Origin of the sequence: Vibrio sp. SG41-7 (assembly GCF_014164465.1) — a bacterium.
Lineage (GTDB): Bacteria > Pseudomonadota > Gammaproteobacteria > Enterobacterales > Vibrionaceae > Vibrio > Vibrio splendidus.
The window spans coordinates 1-23,603 of sequence record NZ_JACJFF010000076.1 but is presented as its reverse complement, the minus strand read 5'-3'; the positions used below and the strand labels follow the sequence as shown (position 1 = coordinate 23,603).

Genomic DNA, 23,603 nt, shown 5'->3' with positions numbered 1-23,603 from the left:
TCTGCTAGAAACTAAGTTCTTACTGCAAAGAAGCTATCAACGTTTAGCTGTAATGTGGTTGCGGGAGCCGGATTTGAACCGACGACCTTCGGGTTATGAGCCCGACGAGCTACCAAACTGCTCCATCCCGCGTCCGGATGCATTGTTAAGTACAATGAAACTTGACCATCTTCTTCAGTGCTAAGCACAAGAGAGAATTTGGAGCGATACATCGGGTTCGAACCGATGACCTCAACCTTGGCAAGGTTGCGCTCTACCAACTGAGCTAGTATCGCAATCTGAAACGTCTTTCGTCGTTCAGGGCTGCGAATTATAAGAGCATTTTTTTGTGATGCAAGTCCTTAATGCAAAATTACGAAAGTTTTTACTCAACTGCTGTAAAAGCACGCAGATTTGCAAAAAAATCAGCTCTTATGTCCCTGAAAAGTTAGATAAACGTGATCATTTGATCTGATTAGATGTTAATAATCGTTTTTCGGTAGTACTGCAGTTCAGCGATCGACTCACGAATATCATCCAATGCAAGGTGACTTCCCGACTTTGAAAAACCATCAAGTACTTCGGGTTTCCAACGACGAGTCAGCTCTTTCAGGGTACTTACATCGACATAACGGTAATGGAAGTACTCTTCCAGCTCTGGCATGTGTTTGTATAAGAAACGGCGATCTTGGCCAATGCTGTTACCACAAATCGGTGATTTGCCTTTTGGTACCCACTTCTCAAGAAACTCAATCGTTTGTTGAATAGCCTCTTGCTCTGAAACCGTGCTTTCTTGAATTCGTTTCACTAGGCCGCTGCCGGTGTGGGTGGTTGTACACCACTCGTCCATCTTGTCCAATTCACTCTGAGGTTGGTGAATAGCCAAAACAGGTCCTTCAGCCAGGATGTTAAGCTCACTATCAGTAACGATAGTAGCAATTTCAATGATTTTATGAGTTTCAGGATCAAGTCCTGTCATCTCTAGATCAACCCAAATAAGGTTCTGATCGCTAAAGGACATAAGGCGTCGCCTATTTGTTTATGTATAAAAGAGGTACTATACCCAAATAACTATACTCAAACTAGCTTTAGGGCCATCGAAATCAATGGTACCAACAACATTCCGTTTGAGTCCTCAATCATCAAGTTAGATGTGTTAAGTGAAAAATTGTGGCTAAAAAAAAGAAGTTAACCAAAGGTCAAGTGCGTCGTGTACGTAGCAACCAGAACAAGCGACTCAAGAAAGAAGATTCTATCCAGTGGGATGAGAACATGCTTGGCGGAACAAAAAGCGGACTCGTAATTACGCGCTTTGGCCAACATGCCGATATCGAAGATCTTGAAACCAACGAAGTTCACCGTTGTAACTTACGCCGCAGTATTGAAACGTTAGTTTCTGGAGACAAAGTCATTTGGCGCGCAGGGCTTGAATCAATGGCCGGCATATCTGGTGTTGTAGAAGCCGTTGAGCCAAGAACGTCAATGCTAACTCGCCCTGATTACTATGACGGCCTAAAACCGGTTGCCGCAAACGTAGACCAAATGGTTATCGTTTCAGCTGTACTGCCGGAGCTATCACTTAATATCATCGACCGTTACTTGATCGCCTCTGAAACGGTGAATATTGCCCCGTTAGTTGTGCTCAATAAAGTCGACTTACTGACAGAACAACAAATTAGCGAATACCGCGAAACGCTGAAAATATACGAGAAAATCGGCTATAAAGTCATGTTCGTCAGTAAAGAGTCGGGTTACGGCATCAAAGAGTTGGAAGCTGAACTGAAAGATCGTATCAACATTTTCGTTGGTCAATCTGGCGTAGGTAAATCCAGCGTAGTGAATGCACTCATGCCAACATTAGACATTGAAGAAGGCGCGGTTTCTGAAAACTCAGGACTGGGTCAACACACTACGACTGCAGCGCGTTTGTATCACTTCCCTTCTGGTGGTGATCTTATCGATTCCCCAGGGGTACGTGAATTCGGCCTATGGCATTTAGAACCCGATGAAGTCACTGATGCTTTCATTGAATTCAAACCATACCTAGGTGGTTGTAAATTCCGTGACTGTAAACACAATGACGATCCTGGATGCCTTCTACGTGAAGCCGTTGAAGACGGTAAAATTAGCCGCTTACGTTTTGCTAGCTACCATCGCATTATTGAAACAATGGCTGACAACAAAGATAACCGTCAGTACTCACGAAGCAAGAAAGCCGATCTCTAATCGCGTTTTTGTGAACAAATGTGTGCATTTACTGACAATTGGCGCGAATTTAAGTAACATCTCGCGCCCTAAACCGTCATCAACAGATTTAATTGAAAAACAATTAGCATTGGAAAATTAATACAATGGATAAGATTAAAGTTGGATTGCAGTACTGGATCCCACAGCATGGGCTAACTCGCCTAGTCGGTAAACTGGCATCTGCTAAAGCGGGTGGCTTAACGACAGCGATCATCAACTGGTTCATCAAGCAATACAAAGTAAACATGGATGAAGCTCTGCATAGCGATCCAAAACACTTTAAAACATTCAATGAATTCTTCGTACGTGAATTGAAAGAAGGCATGCGCCCTATCGCAGAAGGTGACTCTGTTATTGTTCACCCTGCTGATGCACGTGTAAGCCAGTTTGGCCCAATTACTGACGGTCAACTGATTCAAGCTAAAAACCATAACTACTCAGCTCGTGAGCTATTGGGTGGTGATGCTGCTCTAGCGGATGAATTTAAAGACGGCGAATTTGCAACGCTTTACTTGTCGCCAAGTGATTACCATCGCGTGCACATGCCATGTGACGGCACACTGCGTCAGATGGTCTACGTTCCGGGTGACCTTTTCTCAGTTAACCCGTTAACGGCAGAGAACGTTCCAAACCTATTCGCACGTAACGAGCGTGTGGTTTGTATCTTTGATACTGAGTTTGGCCCAATGGCACAAGTGCTGGTTGGCGCAACTATCGTTGGCAGCATCGAGCAAGTATGGGCTGGTACCATTACTCCACCTCGTGGTAACTCAGTTTACAAATGGGATTACCCTGCACAAGGTGATACAGCCGTCGTCTTGAAGAAAGGCGAAGAGATGGGCCGCTTTAAGCTTGGTTCAACGGTTATCAACCTGTTCGCTAAAGACGCAATCAAGTTTGACGAAACGATGCAAAATGGTGAGAAAACCGTTCTAGGCACCCCTTTCGCGCATATTGCGGGCAAAGACGCTGAAGTAAATGAAGAGACTGCTGAAGCTGTTGATTCAACAGAGAACACAGACCAAGTCTAACTCTCTGAGTTAACTTAGTAAGCTTTAAGGGCGCGTTAGTTTTCTATTTTTGGAGAATAACGCGCCTTTTTCTTATCTAGTTCGAGACATTTCCCTTCAAGATTTCAACAAATCTAACTACCGATAACCTTATTCTCAACGAGCAGTACGTCGAATTACCTCATAAAAAGATTGACCAAAAACAAAACAACTGTCGAAACCTTAAACAACTTTCCGATTTTACAACCCGTCTCCAAGTACCAAAAATCCAGATAACTTACTCTATTTGAAGATATTTTATTCATAGGGTCTTTGTACATGCCTAAACTCAATGTTGGCGTTCTGGCCAAGCTGTTGATTTGTTTTGCGATTCCCTTGGGCGTGTTATTCATGCCGATAGATTCAATACCAATCGATGATCTCACGCTGATTCAACACCGCTTGTTGGCAATATTCTTGTTGGCCGCTCTACTGTGGGTACTTGAACCTGTTCCGGTATTCGCCACTTCCATTTTGATCATTGCGCTTGAACTGGTGATGATTTCCGACAAAGGTTTGCACCTATTTAGAAACCCACCAGCAGGACACGATCTCGGTGAGTTAATCAAATATACCGACATATTCGGTGCATTTTCGTCACCAATCATCATCCTCTTCATGGGTGGTTTCGCTCTCGCGATATCGGCATCTAAGTACGAACTCGACAACAACTTAGCACGAGTATTACTCAAACCATTTGGTACAGAACCGCGCTTCATTATGCTCGGCTTAATGCTGATCACCGCCGTGTTCTCAATGTTCATGTCAAATACCGCCACAACGGTAATGATGCTCGCACTGCTAGGTCCAATCGTGGCGTCAGCACCAAAAGGCGACATGGGGATTAAAGCGCTCGTGTTGTGTATTCCAATTGCTGCTAACACCGGTGGTATCGCGACACCAATCGGTACACCGCCCAATGCCATCGCACTGCAATACCTGACGGGTGAGAACAGTATCGACTTCCTAAGCTGGATGATGATGGGCTTACCCTTTGTGATCATCCAACTCACCATCGCTTGGTTTCTTCTACAAAAACTCTTCCCCTCTAAAGAAAGAAACATGGTGCTCAAGCTTGACGGCCAATTTAGAAAAAGTTGGCGAGCGATTGTGGTTTACATCACCTTCGCTGCGACAATCTTATTGTGGATGACAACCAAACTGCACGGCATGAACACTTATGTGGTGTCGATCATTCCATTGGCGGTGTTCACTCTCACCGGCATCATGGGCAAAGAAGAGCTCAAGCTGATTAACTGGGATGTATTGTGGCTAGTAGCCGGTGGTATTGCGATTGGTATAGGACTCGATAAAACAGGCTTAGCCGTGGCACTCGCACACGCGATTGATTATGAGTCGCTCTCACCAACAGCGGTAGTGCTAACATTATCCATCGTATGTTGGTTAATGGCGAACTTCATGTCAAACACCGCAACGGCCAACTTACTGATGCCGATCGCCGCTGCGATTGGTGCATCAATGGAAAGCTTGGTTGCGATAGGAGGCCTGCAAGGACTACTGGTTGTAGTCGCCTTCTCTGCATCGCTAGGTATGATTTTACCCGTATCGACACCACCAAACTCGTTGGCCTACTCGACCGGGCTTATCGAAAGTAAAGACATGGCGAAGATGGGCATCATCTTAGGGATCGTCGGCTTGCTGATGGTCTACCTCGCACTGTTTCTTATCACCTAGCACGTTAGCTTTTCACTACAACCCTCCAGATAGCAATTATGATTTCGCTATCTGGAGGGTTTATCAGTTTTTAATCGATAGATAATTGTGATTCTACTTCACGGTTTATTAAAAATAACGATAAGTCATTTTAAATTTTTGATTTTAAACACATTTACTAACATCAAGACAGCGACAATATCCCCCTATAAGAAACACATCAGTTCAATATCAAGTACGTCACTGTCGTTAGCATTTGTCTAATAAGAGAGGAATAAGCTGTGAGACATACTATTAAGTTTAAAATTCAGATCGCGATTGCGGTCATTATCGCCGTCGTGAGTGGCGCTCAAGCCTGGATATCAGTTAATCAGCTGACTCAAGAAACCGAGGTCGCGATTAACCAAGAAATGAAAAATGTCAGCGTTGGCACCACCAATTACATTGCCGATTGGCTCTCAATCCGCAGTGATATGATGCTTGCCAATGAATCGACTATTTCAAGTAGTAGCAACTCTGATCGCGAGTTATTGATCACCAAGCAAGCCGGACAATTCTTGTCTGTTTATGCAGGATTCAGCGATGGCACGATCGCCTATGGCGACAAAGGTGAAGATTGGCCAACAGGCTACGACCCGCGCACTCGCCCTTGGTATAAAGATGCAAACGCAACATCAGACCTCATCATTACCGAACCTTATCAAGACTTTGACGGCAGCATCGTCATCAGCTTTGCGAAAGCATTCAATGGCGATAGACAAGGTGTTCTCGCGGCCGATCTAACCGTAACCAGCATTATCGATACGGTTCTCAATGTAAAACTGGATAACGATGGCTTTGCGTTTTTAGTCGACGGCAATAACAACATTGTGGCCTACAGTGATGAAGAACTGAGTCAAAAACCACTGACCAGTTTGAATCCAGAACTCACAACCAACAAGGTGTCACAACTGCTCCAAGACCAGATGATCACCACTCTCACTTGGCCGGGTCAAGGCGATAAGCTGGTCTATATTGCCAATGTCCCGAACACCGATTGGTCGTTAGGTATTGTTATCGATAAAGAAATGGCGTTTTCTGCAGTATCCGATGCCATTCAATTCATCACGCTGACCTCTTTGGTTTTGTACATCATCATTTCAATTGCGAGTACCGTGGTCATCAACCGCCTACTTTCTCCATTACAAACCTTGTCTGAAGCCTTAACTCAGCTCGCTCAAGGCAGAGGCGATCTCACTCAGCGCATTGATATCACACGCATGGATGAGATTGGCAAACTTGCCGAGCTCGTGAATCAGTTCTTAAGCCAGATGCAAAGCATGTTGAAGGGCGTAATAGAACACAGCCACGATCTCAACAATCATGCAGAGAAAGCCAATCAACTGGCGACCCAGTCTTCGATTAGCGTTGAGAATCAACAAAACGATATCAACCAAATTGCGACCGCGATTCATGAGATGTCCGCCACCGCAGCCGAAGTGGCTAGCCATGCCGAATTAACGGCGTCCGCTTCTCAGGCATCCGCTACCGCTTGTAACGAAGGCCAAGAGGTCATCCAACAAAACCGCGATGCGATTACTGGCCTGGCGACTCAAGTTGAAGACGCCGCCAATGTGATTCGTGAATTAGAGAGCAATGCTCAAAGCATCAACCAGATCCTATCCACCATTCAAGGCATTGCCGAACAAACCAATCTGTTGGCATTGAATGCGGCGATTGAAGCCGCTCGTGCGGGTGAACAAGGTCGTGGGTTTGCGGTTGTGGCCGATGAAGTGCGCGTGCTCAGCCAAAGAACGCATGGCTCGACCGAAGAAATCCGCGTGATGATTGATACGCTGCAGAAGAATACCGAACATGCCGTCGAAAGCATGACCACCAGCACTCAACTGGCAGAGAACAGTGTTGGCTTCGCAGAACAAGCCCATGGCAGCCTGACTAAAATCACGCAAGCAATCACCGAAATCAACGACATGGCGCTGCAAATAGCCAGTGCTGCAGAAGAGCAACGCGCGGTCAGCGAAGACATCAGCCGTAATACGCAAGGAATCAAAGACGCCTCCGACGATCTTGCCCAGCAAGCGGAAAGCAGTCGCAATAGCTCAAATGAAATGAGCAGCGCTGCTGAGTCAATGCGCCAAGACGTGGAGCGCTTTAAGGTATAGCGCTTTAAGGTTTAGCGCTTTAAGGTTTAGCGCGCCTCAAGCAAAGTAAGTTGAACCACACCAGCAAGTGACAGCTGACATAAACTAATAACTGAAACAAAGTCGTTCTTTCATAAGAATCACTTTGTTCTCAGTTCGGTTTGATGCATATTGATGAGCTAATTTATCCCAGACACAAGGATGTTATTCAGATGGGATTCGAATGGTTAGCTCTTGCTGCCGCTTTTCTTTGGGCGATTGCGAGCCTGATGTCAGTAAAACCTGCTCAACACTTAGGTTCTTTCGCCTATAGCCGCTGGCGAATGGGTTGTACCGCGATCATCTTATCAAGCATGGCTTGGTTTACCGGTGGTTGGTCAAGTGTGGAAGCCGACTTAGTCACGCCGATGATGCTGTCGGGTCTAATTGGTATCTTCATTGGTGATACCGCCCTATTTGCCTGTTTGAACCGAATGGGACCGCGCCAAGCGGGTTTGCTGTTCTCTTGTCACGCCGTGTTCTCGGCGATTCTTGGTTACTTCCTGTTTAGCGAAATCATGACTTCGGTGGAGCTGATTGGCTCGGCGTTGGTGTTTAGCGGCGTGTTAACCGCGATATTCTTTGGTCGTCGTGGACAAGCGAACAACCAACTCGAAACCATTAAAGGCACGGTGTGGATTGGCGTTGCGTTAGGAATCACCGCCGCGATTTGCCAAGCATTGGGCGGCATTATTGCCAAACCCGTGATGCAAACCAGTATCGACCCAATTGCTGCCTCTGCCATTCGAATGATCACCGCTTTTGTTGCTCACTCACTGTTTCGCTTAACGGGCGCCAAACTTTCACGCGCACTTAACCCAATGAATAAGCAGATATTCGCGATTACCGCGGTTAACGGGTTTTTGGCAATGGCTGTAGGAATGACGCTGATCTTGTACGCGTTGCAGGAAGGCAATGTCGGCATGGTCGCTCTGTTATCTTCAACCACGCCCATCATGTTGTTACCGATACTCTGGTTGTACACCAAACAGAGGCCAAATGCCTACGCTTGGATAGGTGCCATTGTTGCCGTGGTGGGTACTGGGATTCTGGTTAGCTAGTGGCACCGGAATTCTGGTCAAATAGTTGTACAGGTATTTTGGTCGGCTAATGAAGCTGATTGGAAACGGATTGGAAGCTGAGAGTTAATAGCTAACCGTTAATAGCTAAGGACTACTAACTCTCAGTAACAACAAAATCAAAAAACTAAGAACGCGGGAAAGGAAAAGCCGTCACGTCATCGATGTGGTCGTAGCCCAGCGCCAGCATGATCAGACGATCGATACCTAGAGCAACACCCGCACAGTCTGGTAAGCCCGCTTTTAATGCCTCAATCAAGTGATGGTCAATCGGTTGAGGCGATAAGCCCATCTCAATACGTTTGGCATTATCACCTTCAAAGCGCTGAAGTTGTTCTTGTGGTTTATCGAGTTCATGGAAGCCGTTTGCCAATTCAATCCCTTTGAAGTACACCTCAAAGCGATCGGCCACTCGTGAATCGGTTGGATTAATCTTGGCTAACGCCGCTTGTGATGCTGGGAAGTCATAAACAAACGCAGGCACTTGCTGCCCGATCTTAGCTTCAACCCCAAGACTAAACAGCAGCTGCAACAAGGTATCGCGGTCTTCTTCTGGATCTGCAATGTCGCTGAGCCCAAGTTTCGCCGCAGCTTGCTTTAGCGTATCCATCGAATCCTCCAACGGACACACACCTAACACATCAATAAAGGCTTGTTGGTAAGTCATTCGCTGTGCTGAGCCTGATTTAAGCACCTGCTGTAACAGCAAATCCATTTCATCCATCAGGTCATGGTGATCAAAACCAACGCGATACCACTCCAACATAGTGAACTCAGGGTTGTGATAACGGCCATTTTCTTCGTTACGGAAAGACTTACAAATTTGGTAGATACAGCCACTGCCCGCTGCTAACAGTCGTTTCATATGAAACTCTGGGCTCGTCATAAAGAACAGTGGTTGGCCGTGCGCATAACCCGGCCCTACGAATTCAGTTTTGAACGTATGCAAATGCACATCCGTCACCGTGGCGTGACTCATGGCTGGCGTATCCACTTCCATCACGTTTCGCTCTGTAAAGAACTGGCGAATTTGATTAAGGATATCAGCACGTTGCTTTAACTGCTTAATGGTTGCGGCCGGTTGCCATGTAGAGTGCATTATTAAGTTCCATATCACTGAATTCTAGGCGACGAAAATTACCACCTTTCGTCTCTTTTGTAAGCTTCTATCTGTCTATTGATGAAAGCAAAATGTTGTTTTAATGAAGCCAGAAAATTACGTTCTACAATACAATTATCAATACAGCTTTCACATCAACATTGATAACGAAAATCATACTCAACAAGCCATTAACACCCGTCCTGTGGGTTAATCGTTATCAACAATTCATTGCCGTGATTGCAGTCACATAACCTATAATTTCTATGCCTCCATATGCATTACCGACCTAAAAACCCAAATGCATCAATTTTTGAAATGCCTTCCTCTCTTACACTGAACCTACCACTTAAGGCTTAGGGGTGCTAAATGGTTCCTACGATTTAGAACCTCCTAAATAAGCTTTTTATAATAACAAGCGGAATACTCCGCATCACACTGGAGAATAACTGTGAAGACAATTACCACAGATATCGCAGTCATCGGCGCAGGCGGCGCTGGTCTTCGTACAGCTATCGCTGCGGCTGAAGCTAATCCTGAATTGGAAGTAGCACTGATTTCTAAAGTTTACCCAATGCGTTCGCACACGGTAGCGGCAGAAGGCGGTTCAGCAGCAGTAATTAAAGACGAAGATAGCCTAGATAACCACTTCAACGATACTGTTGGCGGTGGCGACTGGCTATGTGAACAGGATGTTGTTGAATACTTTGTTGAAAACTCGACTCGCGAAATGATCCAAATGGAACAATGGGGCTGCCCATGGAGTCGTAAAGAAAACGGTGAAGTAAACGTACGCCGATTCGGCGGTATGAAGGTAGAAAGAACGTGGTTTGCAGCGGATAAAACCGGCTTCCACATGCTTCATACTCTGTTCCAGACTTCGATGAAGTACGACACAATCAAACGATTTGATGAGTACTTTGTGGTGGATTTGATCGTTGAAGATGGCGAAGTACAAGGCCTTATCGCGATTCATATGTCTGAAGGTGAGCTTGTTACGATTAAAGCGAAATCTGTTGTTCTAGCAACGGGTGGCGCAGGTCGTGTTTACCACTGTAATACCAACGGCGGCATCGTAACTGGCGACGGTATGGCAATGGCTTATCGCCACGGTGTGCCACTGCGTGATATGGAGTTCGTTCAATACCACCCAACAGGCCTACCGGGCACTGGCATCTTGATGACCGAAGGTTGTCGTGGTGAAGGCGGTATCATCGTCAACAAGAACGGCTACCGTTACCTGCAAGATTACGGCATGGGCCCTGAAACTCCAGTGGGCGAGCCGAAAAACAAATACATGGAACTGGGTCCTCGTGACAAAGTTTCTCAAGCATTCTGGCACGAGCAGCAGAAAGGCAACACCATCAAGCACCCACTTGGTGATGTAGTACACCTTGACCTTCGCCACCTGGGTGAAGAGTACCTGCAAGAGCGTCTACCGTTTATCTGTGAGCTTGCAAAAGCGTACGTAAACGTTGACCCAGCAAAAGAGCCAATCCCAATTCGCCCGACCGTTCACTACACCATGGGTGGTATCGAAACTAACGGTACTTGTGAGACTCGCATTAAAGGCCTATTCGCCGTTGGTGAGTGTGCTTCAGTTGGCCTACACGGTGCAAACCGCCTAGGGTCTAACTCTTTGGCTGAGTTCGTGGTATTTGGCCGCGTAGCCGGTGAACAAGCAGTGAAACGTGCCGCTGAATTCAAAGGCTGGAACGAAGAAGCTATCACTAAGCAAATTAAAGCCGTTGAAGATCGCATCGCAGGTATCTTGGCTCAAGAAGGCGATGAGAACTGGGCTGACATCCGTACTGAAATGGGTCACACCATGGAAGCGGGTTGTGGTATCTACCGTCAAGAAGACTTGATGCAAGAAACCATCGACAAAATCACTGAACTGAAAGCGCGCTACAAGAAGATCAGCATTAAAGACAAAGGCAAAGTGTTCAACACTGACCTACTTTACGCTATCGAAGTGGGTTACGGCCTTGAAGTTGCTGAAGCAATGGTTCACTCAGCGATCCTTCGTAAAGAGTCTCGCGGTGCACACCAACGTCTAGACGACAACTGCACAGAACGTGATGACGTGAACTTCCTGAAACACTCTCTATCTTTCTACAACGAAGATGCAGCACCAACTATCGACTACAGCGGCGTTAAGATTACTAAATCTCAACCTAAAGCTCGTCTATACGGTGAAGCAGCCGAGAAAGCCGCTGCCGCTGAAAAAGCAGCAGAAGAGAATGCGAAGAAGAGCGAAGAGGAGCAAGCATAATGTCAGCGAATCGAATCCAAAAAATTGAAATCCTGCGTTATGACCCTGAGCACGATGCAGAACCTCACTTTCAAACCTTTGAAGTTCCGTTTGATGAAACCATGTCAGTACTTGATGCGATTGGTTACATCAAAGATAACCTAGATAAAGACCTGTCTTACCGTTGGTCTTGTCGTATGGCGATTTGTGGTTCTTGCGGCATCATGGTTGATGGCGTGCCAAAACTGGCATGTAAAAGCTTCTTACGTGACTACCCGAATGGCTTCAAGATTGAGCCTTTGGCTAACTTCCCAATCGAGAAAGATTTGATTGTCGACATGACGCCGTTCATCGAGCGCCTTGAAGCAATCAAGCCTTACATCATTGGTAACGACCGCAAGCCAGAAGATGGCACTAACATCCAAACTCCAGAGCAAATGGCGAAGTACAAACAGTTCGCTGGCTGCATCAACTGTGGTTTGTGTTACGCAGCGTGTCCTCAGTTTGGTCTAAACCCTGAGTTCATCGGCCCTGCGGCACTTGCTCTTGCTCACCGCTACAACCTAGATAGCCGTGACAATGGTAAAGCAGAACGTATGAAGCTTATCAATGGCGACAATGGCGCTTGGGGCTGTACGTTTGTAGGTTACTGTTCTGACGTATGTCCGAAGAAAGTAGACCCAGCGGCTGCAGTAAACCAAGGTAAAGTTGAGTCTTCAATGGACTTCGTTATCTCGATGTTTAAACCTGATGGCGAACCGGTTAAAGCGACGGAGGAAGCGTAATATGAGCAATCGTAAACCTTATGTTCGTGAAATGAAGAGAACGTGGTGGAGCAACCATCCGTTCTACCGTTTCTACATGCTACGTGAAGCGACTGTACTGCCTTTGATTCTGTTCACTCTGTTCCTAACCTTCGGTTTGGGTTCGCTAGTGAAAGGGCCTGAAGCGTGGGAAGGTTGGTTGAGCTTTATGGCTAACCCTGTCGTTGTTGGTATCAACATCGTGGCACTGCTAGGCAGCTTACTGCACGCTCAGACCTTCTTCAGCATGATGCCTCAAGTAATGCCAATCCGCCTTAAAGGCAAATTGGTAGATAAAAGAATCATCGTACTGACCCAGTGGGCAGCGGTGGCATTTATTTCTTTAATCGTTCTCATGGTGGTGTAAGGAGCTTTCGTTATGAACACAAATTACAAAATGAAACCTGTTAACCACCTTAAGTCTGTTAACCAAAACCCTAAACGCTCTGATGAACCAATCTGGTGGGGCCTATTTGGCGCTGGCGGTACTTGGTTCGCGATGATCACACCCATCACGATTTTAGTGCTGGGTATCTTAGTGCCAATGGGCATTATCGATGCAGATGCAATGAGCTACGAGCGTGTGTCTGAGTTTGCCACCAGCATTATCGGTGCGCTATTCATCATCGGTACGCTAGCACTGCCAATGTGGCACGCAATGCACCGTCTTCACCACGGCATGCACGACCTTAAGTTCCACGTCGGCGTTGCAGGTAAAGTGGGCTGCTACTTCGTTGCAGGCCTAATCAGCGCGCTGTCTGTTATCTTTATCTTTATGATTTAGAGCAGATTCGAGATTCGGGTAATCGAGTCTCGAAGAGCTTAAGAGCAGATGCGGGATTCGAGTAATCGAGATGCGAAAAGCTTAAAAGCAGAAAAGCGAAAGCAGAGCTAGGTTATCCAGCTCTGCTTTTTTGTTGTTTGTTGAATATCTTATATCTCTGACTCGGCTCTGATCTTCCTGCTTTTCGTATCTCTCATCCCGCTTACTTTAATCTGCTCTTCCCGCTTTTCGTATCTCACATCTCGTTTACTCGAACCTGCCCTTCCCGCTCTTCGTATCCCGCATCTCGTTTACTCGCATCTGCTCTTACCGCTCTTCGTATCTCACATCCCGTATACTCGTATCTGCCCTTCAAGCTCTTCGTATCCCGCATCTCGTTTACGCGCATCTGCCCTTCAAGCTCTTCGTATCTCGCATCCCGTTTACTCGTATCTGCCCTTCAAGCTCTTCGTATCTCGCATCCCGTTTACGCGCATCTGCCCTTCTGCTTTTCCTGATCGCCAGATACAAAAAAGGCCGCTCATAAGCGACCTTTTCTATTTCACTGAGCCATCCTAGAAGATGGACACAATCAAATTATTTTACACGACCAACGTATTCGCCAGTACGAGTATCAACTTTAACAACTTCACCGATAGCGATGAATAGAGGTACACGAACGACCGCGCCTGTTGCTAGAGTTGCAGGTTTACCACCCGTACCCTGTGTATCGCCTTTCAGGCCAGGATCAGTTTCAGTTACTGGGATCTCAACAAAGTTTGGCGGAGTAACAGTGATAGGGTTATCATTCCACAACGTTAGAGTACAAACGTCATTTTCAACTAACCATTTTGCTGAATCAGCGACTGCTTTTACGTCTGCTGCGATTTGCTCAAATGTTTCGTTGTTCATGAAGTGGTAGAATTCGCCATCGTTGTATAGGTAGCCTAATTCAACGTCAACAACATCTGCAAGCTCGAAGCTTTCGCCTGACTTGAATGTTTTCTCTAACACTTTGCCTGACAGCAGTTTACGAAGTTTTACACGGTTAAACGCTTGGCCTTTACCTGGCTTAACGTATTCATTGTCGATAATTGCGCAAGGCTCGTTATCTAACATGAATTTTAAACCGCCTTTGAATTCATTGGTGCTTACTGACGCCATGATTTTCTCTTCCACATCTTTGAGTTAATTTCAATGCCGCATATCATAACCCGAAAAGTCGAATCTGTTGAGCAAAACTGGCTCAAACAACTATCGAATGCGATCTCTGACCCGTCAAAACTGCTTGAGGCATTGGAAATAGACCCAACACCGTGGCAAGCAGGCTTCGCTGCTCGTGAATTATTTGCACTTAGGGTACCCCTTAGCTTTGTCGAACGAATGGAAAAAGGCAACCCACACGACCCTCTATTGCGTCAGGTGTTACCACTCAACGAAGAGTTCGAGGTTCATCAAGGCTATTCAGCCGATCCACTAGAAGAGCAAGAAAACGCGATCCCAGGGCTGCTGCACAAATATAAAAGCCGCGCGCTAATGATCGTAAAAGGGGGTTGCGCCATCAACTGTCGCTACTGCTTCCGCCGTCACTTCCCTTATCAAGACAACAAAGGCTCAAAGTCAGTTTGGCAAGTCAGCTTAGACTATGTCGCTCAACATCCAGAGATCAACGAAGTAATCTTGTCTGGCGGCGACCCGTTGATGGCCAAAGACAGCGAACTAGAATGGCTGATCAATGCCATCGAACAGATTCCGCATGTGAAAACCGTTCGAATTCATAGCCGATTACCGGTCGTGATTCCGGCGCGAGTGACTGACGAACTATGCCAAACATTAGCTAACACTCGTCTTAATGTAGTCATTGTTAGCCATATTAATCATGCCAACGAGATTAACTTAGAGCTCAAGCAAGCCTTTCATAAGCTAAAGCAAACTGGGGCGACTCTGCTCAACCAAGGCGTGATGCTAAAAGGTGTAAATAACAGCGCTAACTCATTGAAAGAATTAAGCGAAAAGCTATTCGACGCCGGTGTTTTACCTTATTATATGCATGTACTTGATAAGGTTCAGGGCGCTGCTCATTTCTATATTTCCGATGAAGAAGCGAAGCATCACTTCAAAGGCTTGATCTCTGAAGTCTCTGGTTACCTAGTACCAAAGTTAACGCGCGAGATTGGCGGTCGCAGCAGCAAAACGCCACTCGATCTACATATTGAATAACTCTATCTCGAGCAATGGTCGCTTCTTATCGTCTTGAGTATCAAGAAGCGACAAAAGAAAACTCCCCTAGCTTCACCTTAATAACAAACGGCTGCTAGACTTTAAGTCATCACTAACAATCGTTAAGACAAAAATTTTTTGTTCGATCGTCCGGTCTATTATTAGCATACTCGGCTCTATTCTAAATTCTTAGGAGGGGTGATATGTCACAATTTATAGAACAAACTCTCAACCTTGCCCCCTTTAGCTGGGCAGGCCTCGCAGCATGCATGTTATGTGGTTCTTTAATCGGAATCGAAAGGCAAACACGCGGTAAACCCGTCGGAATCCGAACGTCGATTCTGATCATCAGTGGTACCTACTTCTTCCTCACAATGGCGATTAGCCTATCCCCCAACACACTCGATCAAGCTCGTGTGCTTGGTCAGATAATAACGGGTGTGGGATTTCTTGGTGCAGGGGTCATGATGACATTGGATGGCAAGATTCATGGTGTGACTTCAGCTGCGATTATTTGGGTACTCGCTGCATTAGGGATGATGATCGCGTTAGGGCATCTCTCTCAGTCTGTCATTATCACGCTAATGGCGCTGGTTATCCTACTTGGTGTCGACAAGGTGGAAAACAGCTTCCAGAGCCTACGCCGTGGTGTGCATCAGAAGTGGATGAGAAAAGGCCGCGTGAAGAAGTAACCTCAACCTGAAACAGACATTAAAAAGACCTAGACACACGACTAGGCCTTTGTGTATCCAACTCTTTAATACACCTGAATACACACCTGGTTCTTACCAGCAGCCTTGGCCTTATAGAGCTGCTCATCAGACGAACGAATACTCTGGTTTTCCCACAAGTGCTCGACACTGTCGAACTTATACAGAGAGTAGAGCGTCGCGCCACCAGACACTGAGATATTCACCTTGTCACCTGTTGGGCATCGATAACTCTGTAGGCTAATGTCATTTTGAATTCGTTCAAAGATCGATGAAAGCAGCTCTGAGGATTCACCCGTGATCGCGACAACAAACTCTTCACCACCAAACCGTGCCACGATATCTTGCTGCCTAACGCTGTTCAGCATCAACTGAGCAACATGGCAAATCACCTCGTCCCCCGTTTTGTGGCCATACTGATCATTAACCACTTTAAAATCATCGATATCAAACACGCCAACACCAATAATCGGCTGTTCATCCTGAGCCAGTAATCGAGCTTCAAAGCCACGTCGATTCAGTAAGCCCGTTAATGGATCGCGCATTGCTAGGTCATTCAAACGCTGGTGTTCTTGTCTTGTATAAAAACGCCATAGCCATAAAACCGAGAGCAAATACAAAACCAACAGTATCGAAAGCTGAATCTTCTCCATCGCCAATACATGCAGAAAGTGCTCGATCTTATCTTCTTCAATGCTCAGGTATAGCTGGGTGTTAATGTCATCAACATAGAGAGGCTTGGAATAAGTAAAGTCCATAAACCCGTACTTGTTTGCGCCTCGAGTACTGGTGACTTTATAACCATGGGTAGGGTTCGATACGAGGTTAGAGACATAGCCATCGACACCCAATACCCCTTTAAACTCGCCATTAACGTAGATCCCTTTGGTTAAGGTCACCACTTTCTTACCTGTTAAGTAATCATCGTATTGACCGGTATACACTACCTGATCTTGCCCCTGAGCTAAGCCAAAGCGAATCGTATTAATCCAATATGGTCGGCTATTTACGACAGAGTCGAACGTATCGCCTTTCATATATTGGGCAATATCTGAGGGAGAAGAGATAATAAACTTCTCTTTTGAAATAAAGTAAATCGCAGAGATGGTCTCTATGGTATTGGCAAAATAAGCCATGGTCGGCGCGATAAACAGGCGCTTACCCGCCTCGGTATAAAGGTCCGATTTCGGGTCGCACATCTCGCGAGGGCCAGAGAACATAAAGTCAAAACGAGGGGCATGTTGCTCCTCACTGGTGAAACAGCACGTTTCATCTTCGATCTTTTTCTCATGCGAGAATACGTAGGTGTCACCATGCAGTGGGTAAAGCGCAGTGATGTTGTACTCAAGCGCATTTATGATCTGTGTCAGGTCCGCTAAAGAGCGTGTCACGCCTTGGTTTTCGATTCCATACTGTTTATCTGACTCTTCCGCTGAATCAACAAGCAACAAGCTCAAAACTACTAAAAAACTGGCGGTTAGACTTAAAAAAGCCTTTTTAAAATCGACGGTATGGGGATTAATCAAAGCATATAAATCATCGTTGTGAATTTATCGCACATTGCACTTATAAGTAAAAAAACACTGCAACAGGAAATATAAAACAGAATGCTTATTGAGTCATTTGAGATATGTGCATTAGGAATGGAAAGCAATGACGCCTAAGCTCAAGGGCTTAGGCGTTGATATGCTTAGTCTTTAATCGCTAGTGCGCTAACTAAAAAGCGAATTCGCTAACTAAAAGTCGCCAATAGTAGAACCAAAGGCTAAACGACCGCTTTATTTAGCAAAGTTTACAATCGGGAAGCACGGGAAGAAACCGTTATCAGCACAGTTGATCAGACCAATCTGTACGCCTTCGATTTTGTTGGTTTTGTTGAAGATACCAACCTGAACCGTCGACACTTCTGAAAGGTTCGCCGCACCAACATCAACCATAGTGTTGCCTTCTGAGTAGTTGACGAAGCTCACGTTCGCGCCTTTCACATCATTGGTGATGTTCACAGTGCCTAGGTTAAGACCCGTTGTTTTACCGGTATTCCAGTTGAAGAAACCTAGAGATGCACCGGTCATTTCTTGATTCACTTTTGATGCACCGAAGATACCCAGGTTTACACCTGTTGTTGTTTGCGTCTCAGACATACCAACAACCGCGAGATCGACACCTTTAAGGTCGTTTACTTGTCCGTGAAGCAGAGCTAAACGTACACCGCCAACCGCATCTGAATCAGGTGCGTTGAAGCCGTTTATCGTTGAAAACATAACTGGCGATGAAGCAAATGCCGCAGGTGCCATTACTGCTGCCGACACAGCAAGTACTGAAAGTAGTTTTTTCATTGGGGGAGTCTCCACTGACTTATTGTTGACTTGATTAATCCATTTTCAATCAAGTATTTATTATCCTTTATTCAACAGCTATCCATGTTAAATCCATATCATAACTATACTGTTGAATATAAGACGCAAAATCATAAAGAGCAATGGTTAAGAGCAGCTACTCTTTAGTCACTCAACAAATCCAGCAGCATCTCTGGCTTGAGATGGCTTGCTTCTGATTGGCCTGACAACACCTTATCTGCCAAATCTCTTTTATCTTCATGAAGTTGAATTATCTTTTCCTCGATAGTGTTGGTCGCAACGAGTCGATATACTGTCACCGGATTGGTCTGCCCCATACGATACGCACGATCACTGGCTTGGTCTTCTACTGCTGGATTCCACCAAGGATCTAAGTGGATAACAGTATCAGCTTCCGTTAAGTTTAAGCCGGCGCCTCCCGCTTTGAGACTGATGAGAAAAAGATCGTGCTTACCCGATTTAAAATCTTCAATAGCCTGTTTACGCTTCTTGGTATTAGACTGACCATCCAAATAACTAAATGCTAGCGCTTCTGTTTCTAACAAAGCACTAAATCGCTTCAGTAGTTGTACAAACTGGCTAAAGATTAAGATCTTATGCCCACCTTGACGCGCTTCATGCACCAAGTGTAACGCTTCTTTTAGTTTGCTACTGGCTTCTGGCATAGTATCAAACACCAAGTACGGGTCGCAGCACACTTGGCGTAATCGCGTCAGTGCAGCAAACAACTTAATCGAACTGCCTTTATCGAGCGACTCACTGATACGTAAGGAGTCCTGTCGCACCGCCTCATAAGCACTACGCTCCTTCGCACTAAGCTCAATATGGTGCACCAACTCCGTTTTTTCAGGCAATTCGGTGAGCACCTCATTTTTCAATCGACGCATAATAAATGGGCTCACCAACGCTCGCAGTCTAAACATATCCTCTTCATTTTTAGAAGCTTGCCCATACTTGGTTTTAAACTGTTTGAGTGAACCCAGTAAACCTGGATTTAAAAACGAGAACTGACTCCATAGCTCAACAAGGTGGTTTTCTACTGGGGTACCCGACAACGTAATACGTCGCTGCGCATTAAGATTCACCAACACTTTTGTACGCTGCGCATTAGGGTTCTTGATTTGCTGAGCTTCATCGAGCACCACACTCTGCCACTCAACCTCCTCAAGCTCTTTTGCCAAACGAGTCACTAGACCATAACTCATCAACACCACCTCTCCGGCTTTGGCTTCGGTCAGCACCTGAGCACGGTTAGCACTGGTTTCTAGATCCAGTATCGAAAGCTGTGGCGTAAAGCGCTCAGCCTCTTGCTGCCAGTTAATCAATACCGATTTAGGACACACCACCAAGCTTGGTCCCGAGGAGGTAAAATACTCTATCACCTTGAGCGCTTGGAGCGTTTTTCCTAACCCCATATCATCGGCTAAACAGGCACCAAAACCGTGAGTTAACAGATGAATCGCCCAGTGAACACTCGTGCGTTGATAATCACGTAAAACCACCAAACGCTGCGGCTCAATCATTATCGGTTTAGACCATTCCTGCTCGAGCGCCTTCCAACCTTGGTCGCTACTGATCGACATGGTTTCAACTAACTTCTGTAGGGGGTACGCCATTTTGGTATTCACTGAAAGTTCCTCATTGAGCACGCTATCAAGCAGGTTAAGCTGCTTACGCAATGCGTCATTGACTAACAGTGTCAGATTCTGCTCTTTGATTTCGATATAGCCTGAACGTCTTGACTCTAATAGACGCTGCAAGTCTAAGACTAAACCGCCATCAAGAACCACCTCGCCAGTGAGACTAAACCACTCACCTTTCTTGTTAATCTCAAGGTCCACATCTTGTGCATTAATGGTTTTTACTTGCTTGCTATTCGTATGCCAATGCACGGGGACATTATCCAGAGAAGCTATCGCGTTCAACACATCAGAGATATCTTCAGAGGCCACCACTAGACTGGTTTCATTACGTTTTTTAAAGCCTAGCGCCTTACGAAGCTGAGTTAACTGCACTCTTTCTTGCTCAAGATCACGGTTAAACCACGTTCTCCCGTCTTGGTGTAGCCAATTCTCTCCGCTTGCAGAAGGGACACGAACCGTCCCCTCCAACGATTGATGCTCAATTGAAAGATCAAGTCGACCGTCAACTAAGTTCAACCATAGATGAGGTCGTTCATCCCAGACGCCCACATCGATATTCCCTTTTTGCTCAGATGGGCAATACCAATCGATATCGTTGCCAAGGAGTGGGATTAAGCTATCCACATACCCTGATGGTACCGAAGGCATACTTTCAGACAAAGCGAAGAAACGCTTTACGTTATCGGGTGTAGAATCAAAAGTAAGAATACCAGGTGCTCTCTCTTTCAAGAGCTCTAATTCAGAGCGCTCCGTCTTTGGGAAGCGACCCAAATCCAGCAACCCATCCCGCTCACCAACAATCAACAATGAAGGGTCGGGTACAATGGAAATAGGTTGGCCTTGTTGATTCACAACATTATTGGCACGAGATAAAAGACTTAACGATGACTTTGATAAGGCATGCTCTTCACGCCAGCCATAAGAACCCCGTTCAAAGTGAGACATCAACGCAATGTCGCTTTCTGTGAGTTCCTCTCTATAGCTGAAACTCAGGTTCTGTAGCGTAACCTGCCGACCTCGACTCCAACCTTTTTTGCCCTTTTTCTGCACTTTTGCACAGACGGTATTATTGTCCAGCAGAACCCAGACAACACGCTCCTCACCAACCGACTTTTCCGCATTAAACAAAGATTCAACATTCCTAACCCACAACCCCCACATATCGGGTTTGTCAATCATGGGCTCAACACCAATTAGGTGTCTTAGAAGCTGTTGTCCCAAACGCATCAAGTTGAAATCTGGCGTCAAAGCGAGGATATGCTGTGTCAATGAGTGTGCCGCCAGCTGTTCAACAAAACCCGACAACTCAGGCCGGTCTTTGACTCGGCTCATTTGCAACAACTCTAAAACCAGTCGTCCCCATTTGAGCTTGTCACCATCCACAACTGACTCAAGCCACATATTAGCGTCGAAAAACAGCTCAACCAGTCGGTCGTCACTCATAGAGAGATAGTCAAATTCCTTTCCCCATGGGTAGAAACCAAGAACATACCTCTGAATCAAAGTTAGACTTTGGTATTGCTCCATCAATTCACCGGCGAGTTCTGGCTGCAAGTTCTTTAGAATAAAAAGGTCAATCAACGAAGAGAAGCTTAAGCGAGTATTGTGATTAACCGAAAAGCGGTGAGTTCTGGCTTCTAAATATCCCACATCGAGCTTACGTAAAAAGTGCGCCGCATCTATCGGTTTGTTAGAAAACAATGGCGCATCAGCAACAAAATGAACCGGTATCTTCGCCTTAACATGGCTAGGAAGTGCTGCATTTAATGATTGATAGGTTTTCGCTGAGTGGGCAGAGGCAATTAAGCTCAACCAAGTTTGAAGAAAGTAGTCCCCATACCCAATGACCACCTCGCTAGGTGGGGTTAACAGCCACAAAAGTGAGCTCTTGCTCAGTAGGTGTAAACCATCATTGATGCTCTGCTCCATCAGCTCATCATTCGTTTGATAACGATGACAATATTGAGTAAACCCAGAAGCGATAAAACGCGCATAATGCGCCCCCGAGGAGCGAACCGCTAATTCTATACGCCTATGAACTCGATAGCTTTCTTGTTCACAGGCAACAATCGCGAAGCTCAACCCTTCAGGGGTAAAGTAGATGAACCCCTCCCCCTTATCGTTCACAATTCGTATAAGACCAAGAGAGCGGAGCTCACTCTTTATCTGGTTAAACTCAAGAACTGACTCATTTTTAGAGGTCAAATTGACGTAGGACAGGTAGGCGTCACTTTGACGGCGGCTAACACTCAACACTATGGCTAATAAGACATTGACTTGTAGGTCTGAGAGTTCGAGTTTGGCAAGTTGTATGGCGTCATTCATAAGTCTACGTGTGTGCTATTTTAGATTTAGCTAGGTAATGTAACGTCAAGAAATCTCACTATCACATTGATTTAAAATAAGTTATGAGATTAATGCGCAATGTTAAATAGCTTAAACGAGATAAACGAGATTGCTAATTGAAGTTATTTAGATAATAAAAAAATTACCGCTTTATCAGTAAATTCCGCTAATGTTTGATAATGCCTTTCGCGTAAAATATCTTCAATGATCAGCAAGTCGATATTTAAATAATCATGCACCAAACCATTACGCATACCGATAATCTGCTTCCAAGCGCGCAACTCATTACTAGAAATCAAGTTATGCTCTTTTAAGATAGAAAAAGATTGATATGCTTCTATCACACTCTTATTTTGGATCTTCTTCACCATATGCTTAGATAAGCCGATACACATCTCAGTAAAAACCTGCAATAAGCGCTCAGTAGCAAGATAGTCTCGACTTTTTAACTCAGACTCATTTAAATCAAGGTTAAGCTCATCTAGCTCTTTCAGGCATTTAGCTTTATGAGACTCAACTTCCATTAGATATAATTCAAGACCTTTATTCATGCAAGGCGTTCCTCTTAGCTTCAATCAATTGATATTCAAACATAGAATGAATACGATTCTGCTCTTTATAAACGAGTAACGGATTATTGTTATAAATCAGAACGCCGTACTCAATGACATTGAAGGCGAGTGCAACAGGGAGGCGATTAATATCAACAATACTCAGCTTATCTAAAGGTAAATCTAACTGTTCTGCCCACTCTATAGCCAAACACTCAGGACGAGTTCGTAAAGCTAGAACCGATAAAGCATGATCATGAAATGCTACCGCCAAATCAAAATCACTCTCTTGATGATGCGTACCTTGAGCGCGAGAGCCATATAGCCACACAAGTTCAATACTCTCATCCATTTCGGCTAAACTGACGATAGAATCAATCATAATCAATCCATATTATTGTTGCTTATTTGGGTACTATAGCAAGATTGAAGACACATCGCTTTACAATCAGTCAAATGACCTCCAGCTTAGCCGGAGGCTTATTGGGTGGTCCCCTCTAAGGGCTTAAGTACGCGCCCAAGGCCATGGGTATCTACACATATTGAGCAAAAAATGAACGGGCCAATTCTTTCATCCTGTTGATTTCCTCTGTCGTGTAAGTATTTAATACTTCGCACATTTGCAAGAAAACCCAGAGGCCTGCAAGTA

Annotated in this window: 19 protein-coding genes and 2 tRNA genes; 11 read left to right on the top strand and 10 right to left on the bottom strand. The window is 45.4% G+C overall.

Features of this window, described 5'->3' with window-relative positions; all coding sequences use genetic code 11:
- Positions 1-55 precede the first annotated feature (55 nt).
- The 3 genes from H5300_RS18075 to orn form a co-directional block, all read right to left on the bottom strand.
- Positions 56-132 (bottom strand) — tRNA-Met (locus tag H5300_RS18075).
- Between the two features lie 67 nt (positions 133-199).
- A tRNA-Gly gene (locus H5300_RS18070) sits at positions 200-275 on the bottom strand.
- Between the two features lie 179 nt (positions 276-454).
- A complete protein-coding gene (gene orn, locus H5300_RS18065) occupies positions 455-1,000 on the bottom strand; it encodes an oligoribonuclease (RefSeq protein WP_004733351.1) in 546 nt (181 codons plus the stop codon).
- A 149-nt stretch (positions 1,001-1,149) separates the two neighbouring features.
- Between orn and rsgA the strand changes: the two genes are divergently transcribed.
- The 5 genes from rsgA to H5300_RS18040 all read left to right on the top strand — a co-directional run bounded on the left by rsgA (position 1,150) and on the right by H5300_RS18040 (position 8,190).
- A complete protein-coding gene (rsgA, locus tag H5300_RS18060) occupies positions 1,150-2,205 on the top strand; it encodes a small ribosomal subunit biogenesis GTPase RsgA (RefSeq protein WP_004733350.1) in 1,056 nt (351 codons plus the stop codon).
- A 125-nt stretch (positions 2,206-2,330) separates the two neighbouring features.
- Positions 2,331-3,257, top strand: coding sequence for an archaetidylserine decarboxylase (asd, locus tag H5300_RS18055; protein ID WP_182796551.1), 927 nt, complete (start codon positions 2,331-2,333; stop codon positions 3,255-3,257).
- Positions 3,258-3,554: 297 nt separating this feature from the next.
- Positions 3,555-4,970 (top strand): DASS family sodium-coupled anion symporter, encoded by a 1,416-nt coding sequence (locus tag H5300_RS18050; protein ID WP_102511851.1) that lies wholly within the window; start codon positions 3,555-3,557, stop codon positions 4,968-4,970.
- A 260-nt stretch (positions 4,971-5,230) separates the two neighbouring features.
- A complete protein-coding gene (locus H5300_RS18045; protein WP_065607108.1) occupies positions 5,231-7,111 on the top strand; it encodes a methyl-accepting chemotaxis protein in 1,881 nt (626 codons plus the stop codon).
- A gap of 191 nt (positions 7,112-7,302) precedes the next feature.
- Positions 7,303-8,190: a DMT family transporter gene (locus tag H5300_RS18040; RefSeq protein WP_182796550.1), complete on the top strand. Its 888-nt coding sequence runs from the start codon at positions 7,303-7,305 to the stop codon at positions 8,188-8,190.
- Positions 8,191-8,335: 145 nt separating this feature from the next.
- Here H5300_RS18040 and epmA read toward each other — a convergent pair whose 3' ends face one another.
- Positions 8,336-9,307, bottom strand: coding sequence for an elongation factor P--(R)-beta-lysine ligase (gene epmA / locus H5300_RS18035; protein WP_017081591.1), 972 nt, complete (start codon positions 9,305-9,307; stop codon positions 8,336-8,338).
- A gap of 451 nt (positions 9,308-9,758) precedes the next feature.
- On the opposite strand from epmA, the gene frdA reads away from it, so the two are divergent.
- Genes frdA through frdD form a run of 4 tightly spaced genes read left to right on the top strand, consistent with a single transcriptional unit; the run spans position 9,759 to position 13,148 of the window.
- Positions 9,759-11,582, top strand: a complete 1,824-nt coding sequence (gene frdA / locus H5300_RS18030) for a fumarate reductase (quinol) flavoprotein subunit (RefSeq protein ID WP_004733344.1) — start codon at positions 9,759-9,761, stop codon at positions 11,580-11,582.
- Positions 11,582-12,346, top strand: coding sequence for a succinate dehydrogenase/fumarate reductase iron-sulfur subunit (locus H5300_RS18025; protein WP_004733343.1), 765 nt, complete (start codon positions 11,582-11,584; stop codon positions 12,344-12,346). The genes frdA and H5300_RS18025 overlap by 1 nt, the downstream gene beginning before the upstream one ends.
- 1 nt (position 12,347) lies before the next feature.
- Positions 12,348-12,731 (top strand): fumarate reductase subunit FrdC, encoded by a 384-nt coding sequence (gene frdC, locus H5300_RS18020; protein WP_004733341.1) that lies wholly within the window; start codon positions 12,348-12,350, stop codon positions 12,729-12,731.
- A gap of 12 nt (positions 12,732-12,743) precedes the next feature.
- Positions 12,744-13,148, top strand: coding sequence for a fumarate reductase subunit FrdD (gene frdD, locus H5300_RS18015; RefSeq protein ID WP_004733339.1), 405 nt, complete (start codon positions 12,744-12,746; stop codon positions 13,146-13,148).
- A gap of 576 nt (positions 13,149-13,724) precedes the next feature.
- Here the strand turns inward: frdD and efp are convergent.
- Entirely contained in the window at positions 13,725-14,291 is a 567-nt protein-coding gene (efp, locus tag H5300_RS18010) for an elongation factor P (RefSeq protein ID WP_004733338.1), read from the bottom strand.
- A 33-nt stretch (positions 14,292-14,324) separates the two neighbouring features.
- Here efp and epmB point away from each other — a divergent pair, with 33 nt between their 5' ends.
- Positions 14,325-15,347, top strand: a complete 1,023-nt coding sequence (epmB, locus tag H5300_RS18005; protein WP_182796549.1) for an EF-P beta-lysylation protein EpmB — start codon at positions 14,325-14,327, stop codon at positions 15,345-15,347.
- A 203-nt stretch (positions 15,348-15,550) separates the two neighbouring features.
- Positions 15,551-16,039, top strand: a complete 489-nt coding sequence (locus H5300_RS18000) for an MgtC/SapB family protein (protein ID WP_004733333.1) — start codon at positions 15,551-15,553, stop codon at positions 16,037-16,039.
- 65 nt (positions 16,040-16,104) lie between these two features.
- Here the strand turns inward: H5300_RS18000 and H5300_RS17995 are convergent, their stop codons facing one another.
- The 5 genes from H5300_RS17995 to H5300_RS17975 form a co-directional block, all read right to left on the bottom strand.
- Complete coding sequence (locus H5300_RS17995; RefSeq protein WP_182796548.1) at positions 16,105-17,583, bottom strand: diguanylate cyclase; 1,479 nt, start codon at positions 17,581-17,583, stop codon at positions 16,105-16,107.
- A 252-nt stretch (positions 17,584-17,835) separates the two neighbouring features.
- Positions 17,836-18,393: a VC2662 family protein gene (locus H5300_RS17990; protein WP_182796547.1), complete on the bottom strand. Its 558-nt coding sequence runs from the start codon at positions 18,391-18,393 to the stop codon at positions 17,836-17,838.
- A 164-nt stretch (positions 18,394-18,557) separates the two neighbouring features.
- Entirely contained in the window at positions 18,558-22,382 is a 3,825-nt protein-coding gene (locus H5300_RS17985; RefSeq protein WP_182796546.1) for a DEAD/DEAH box helicase, read from the bottom strand.
- Between the two features lie 143 nt (positions 22,383-22,525).
- A complete protein-coding gene (locus H5300_RS17980; RefSeq protein WP_182796545.1) occupies positions 22,526-22,954 on the bottom strand; it encodes a type VII toxin-antitoxin system HepT family RNase toxin in 429 nt (142 codons plus the stop codon).
- The gene (locus H5300_RS17975) at positions 22,947-23,336 is read right to left on the bottom strand and encodes a type VII toxin-antitoxin system MntA family adenylyltransferase antitoxin (protein WP_182796544.1); all 390 of its coding nucleotides are present in this window, start codon (positions 23,334-23,336) and stop codon (positions 22,947-22,949) included. Before H5300_RS17975 ends, H5300_RS17980 begins: the two co-directional genes overlap by 8 nt.
- Positions 23,337-23,603: the final 267 nt, after the last annotated feature.

Coding starts and splice junctions, on each gene's coding strand:
- H5300_RS18025 (WP_004733343.1), top strand. CDS start 11,582: ATGTCAGCGAATCGAATCCAAAAAATTGAAATCCTGCGTTATGACCCT.
- H5300_RS17985 (WP_182796546.1), bottom strand. CDS start 22,382: ATGAATGACGCCATACAACTTGCCAAACTCGAACTCTCAGACCTACAA.
- H5300_RS17990 (WP_182796547.1), bottom strand. CDS start 18,393: ATGAAAAAACTACTTTCAGTACTTGCTGTGTCGGCAGCAGTAATGGCA.
- epmB (WP_182796549.1), top strand. CDS start 14,325: ATGCCGCATATCATAACCCGAAAAGTCGAATCTGTTGAGCAAAACTGG.
- orn (WP_004733351.1), bottom strand. CDS start 1,000: ATGTCCTTTAGCGATCAGAACCTTATTTGGGTTGATCTAGAGATGACA.
- H5300_RS18040 (WP_182796550.1), top strand. CDS start 7,303: ATGGGATTCGAATGGTTAGCTCTTGCTGCCGCTTTTCTTTGGGCGATT.
- epmA (WP_017081591.1), bottom strand. CDS start 9,307: ATGCACTCTACATGGCAACCGGCCGCAACCATTAAGCAGTTAAAGCAA.
- asd (WP_182796551.1), top strand. CDS start 2,331: ATGGATAAGATTAAAGTTGGATTGCAGTACTGGATCCCACAGCATGGG.
- frdC (WP_004733341.1), top strand. CDS start 12,348: ATGAGCAATCGTAAACCTTATGTTCGTGAAATGAAGAGAACGTGGTGG.
- frdD (WP_004733339.1), top strand. CDS start 12,744: ATGAACACAAATTACAAAATGAAACCTGTTAACCACCTTAAGTCTGTT.
- efp (WP_004733338.1), bottom strand. CDS start 14,291: ATGGCGTCAGTAAGCACCAATGAATTCAAAGGCGGTTTAAAATTCATG.
- H5300_RS18000 (WP_004733333.1), top strand. CDS start 15,551: ATGTCACAATTTATAGAACAAACTCTCAACCTTGCCCCCTTTAGCTGG.
- H5300_RS18050 (WP_102511851.1), top strand. CDS start 3,555: ATGCCTAAACTCAATGTTGGCGTTCTGGCCAAGCTGTTGATTTGTTTT.
- H5300_RS17980 (WP_182796545.1), bottom strand. CDS start 22,954: ATGAATAAAGGTCTTGAATTATATCTAATGGAAGTTGAGTCTCATAAA.
- H5300_RS17975 (WP_182796544.1), bottom strand. CDS start 23,336: ATGATTGATTCTATCGTCAGTTTAGCCGAAATGGATGAGAGTATTGAA.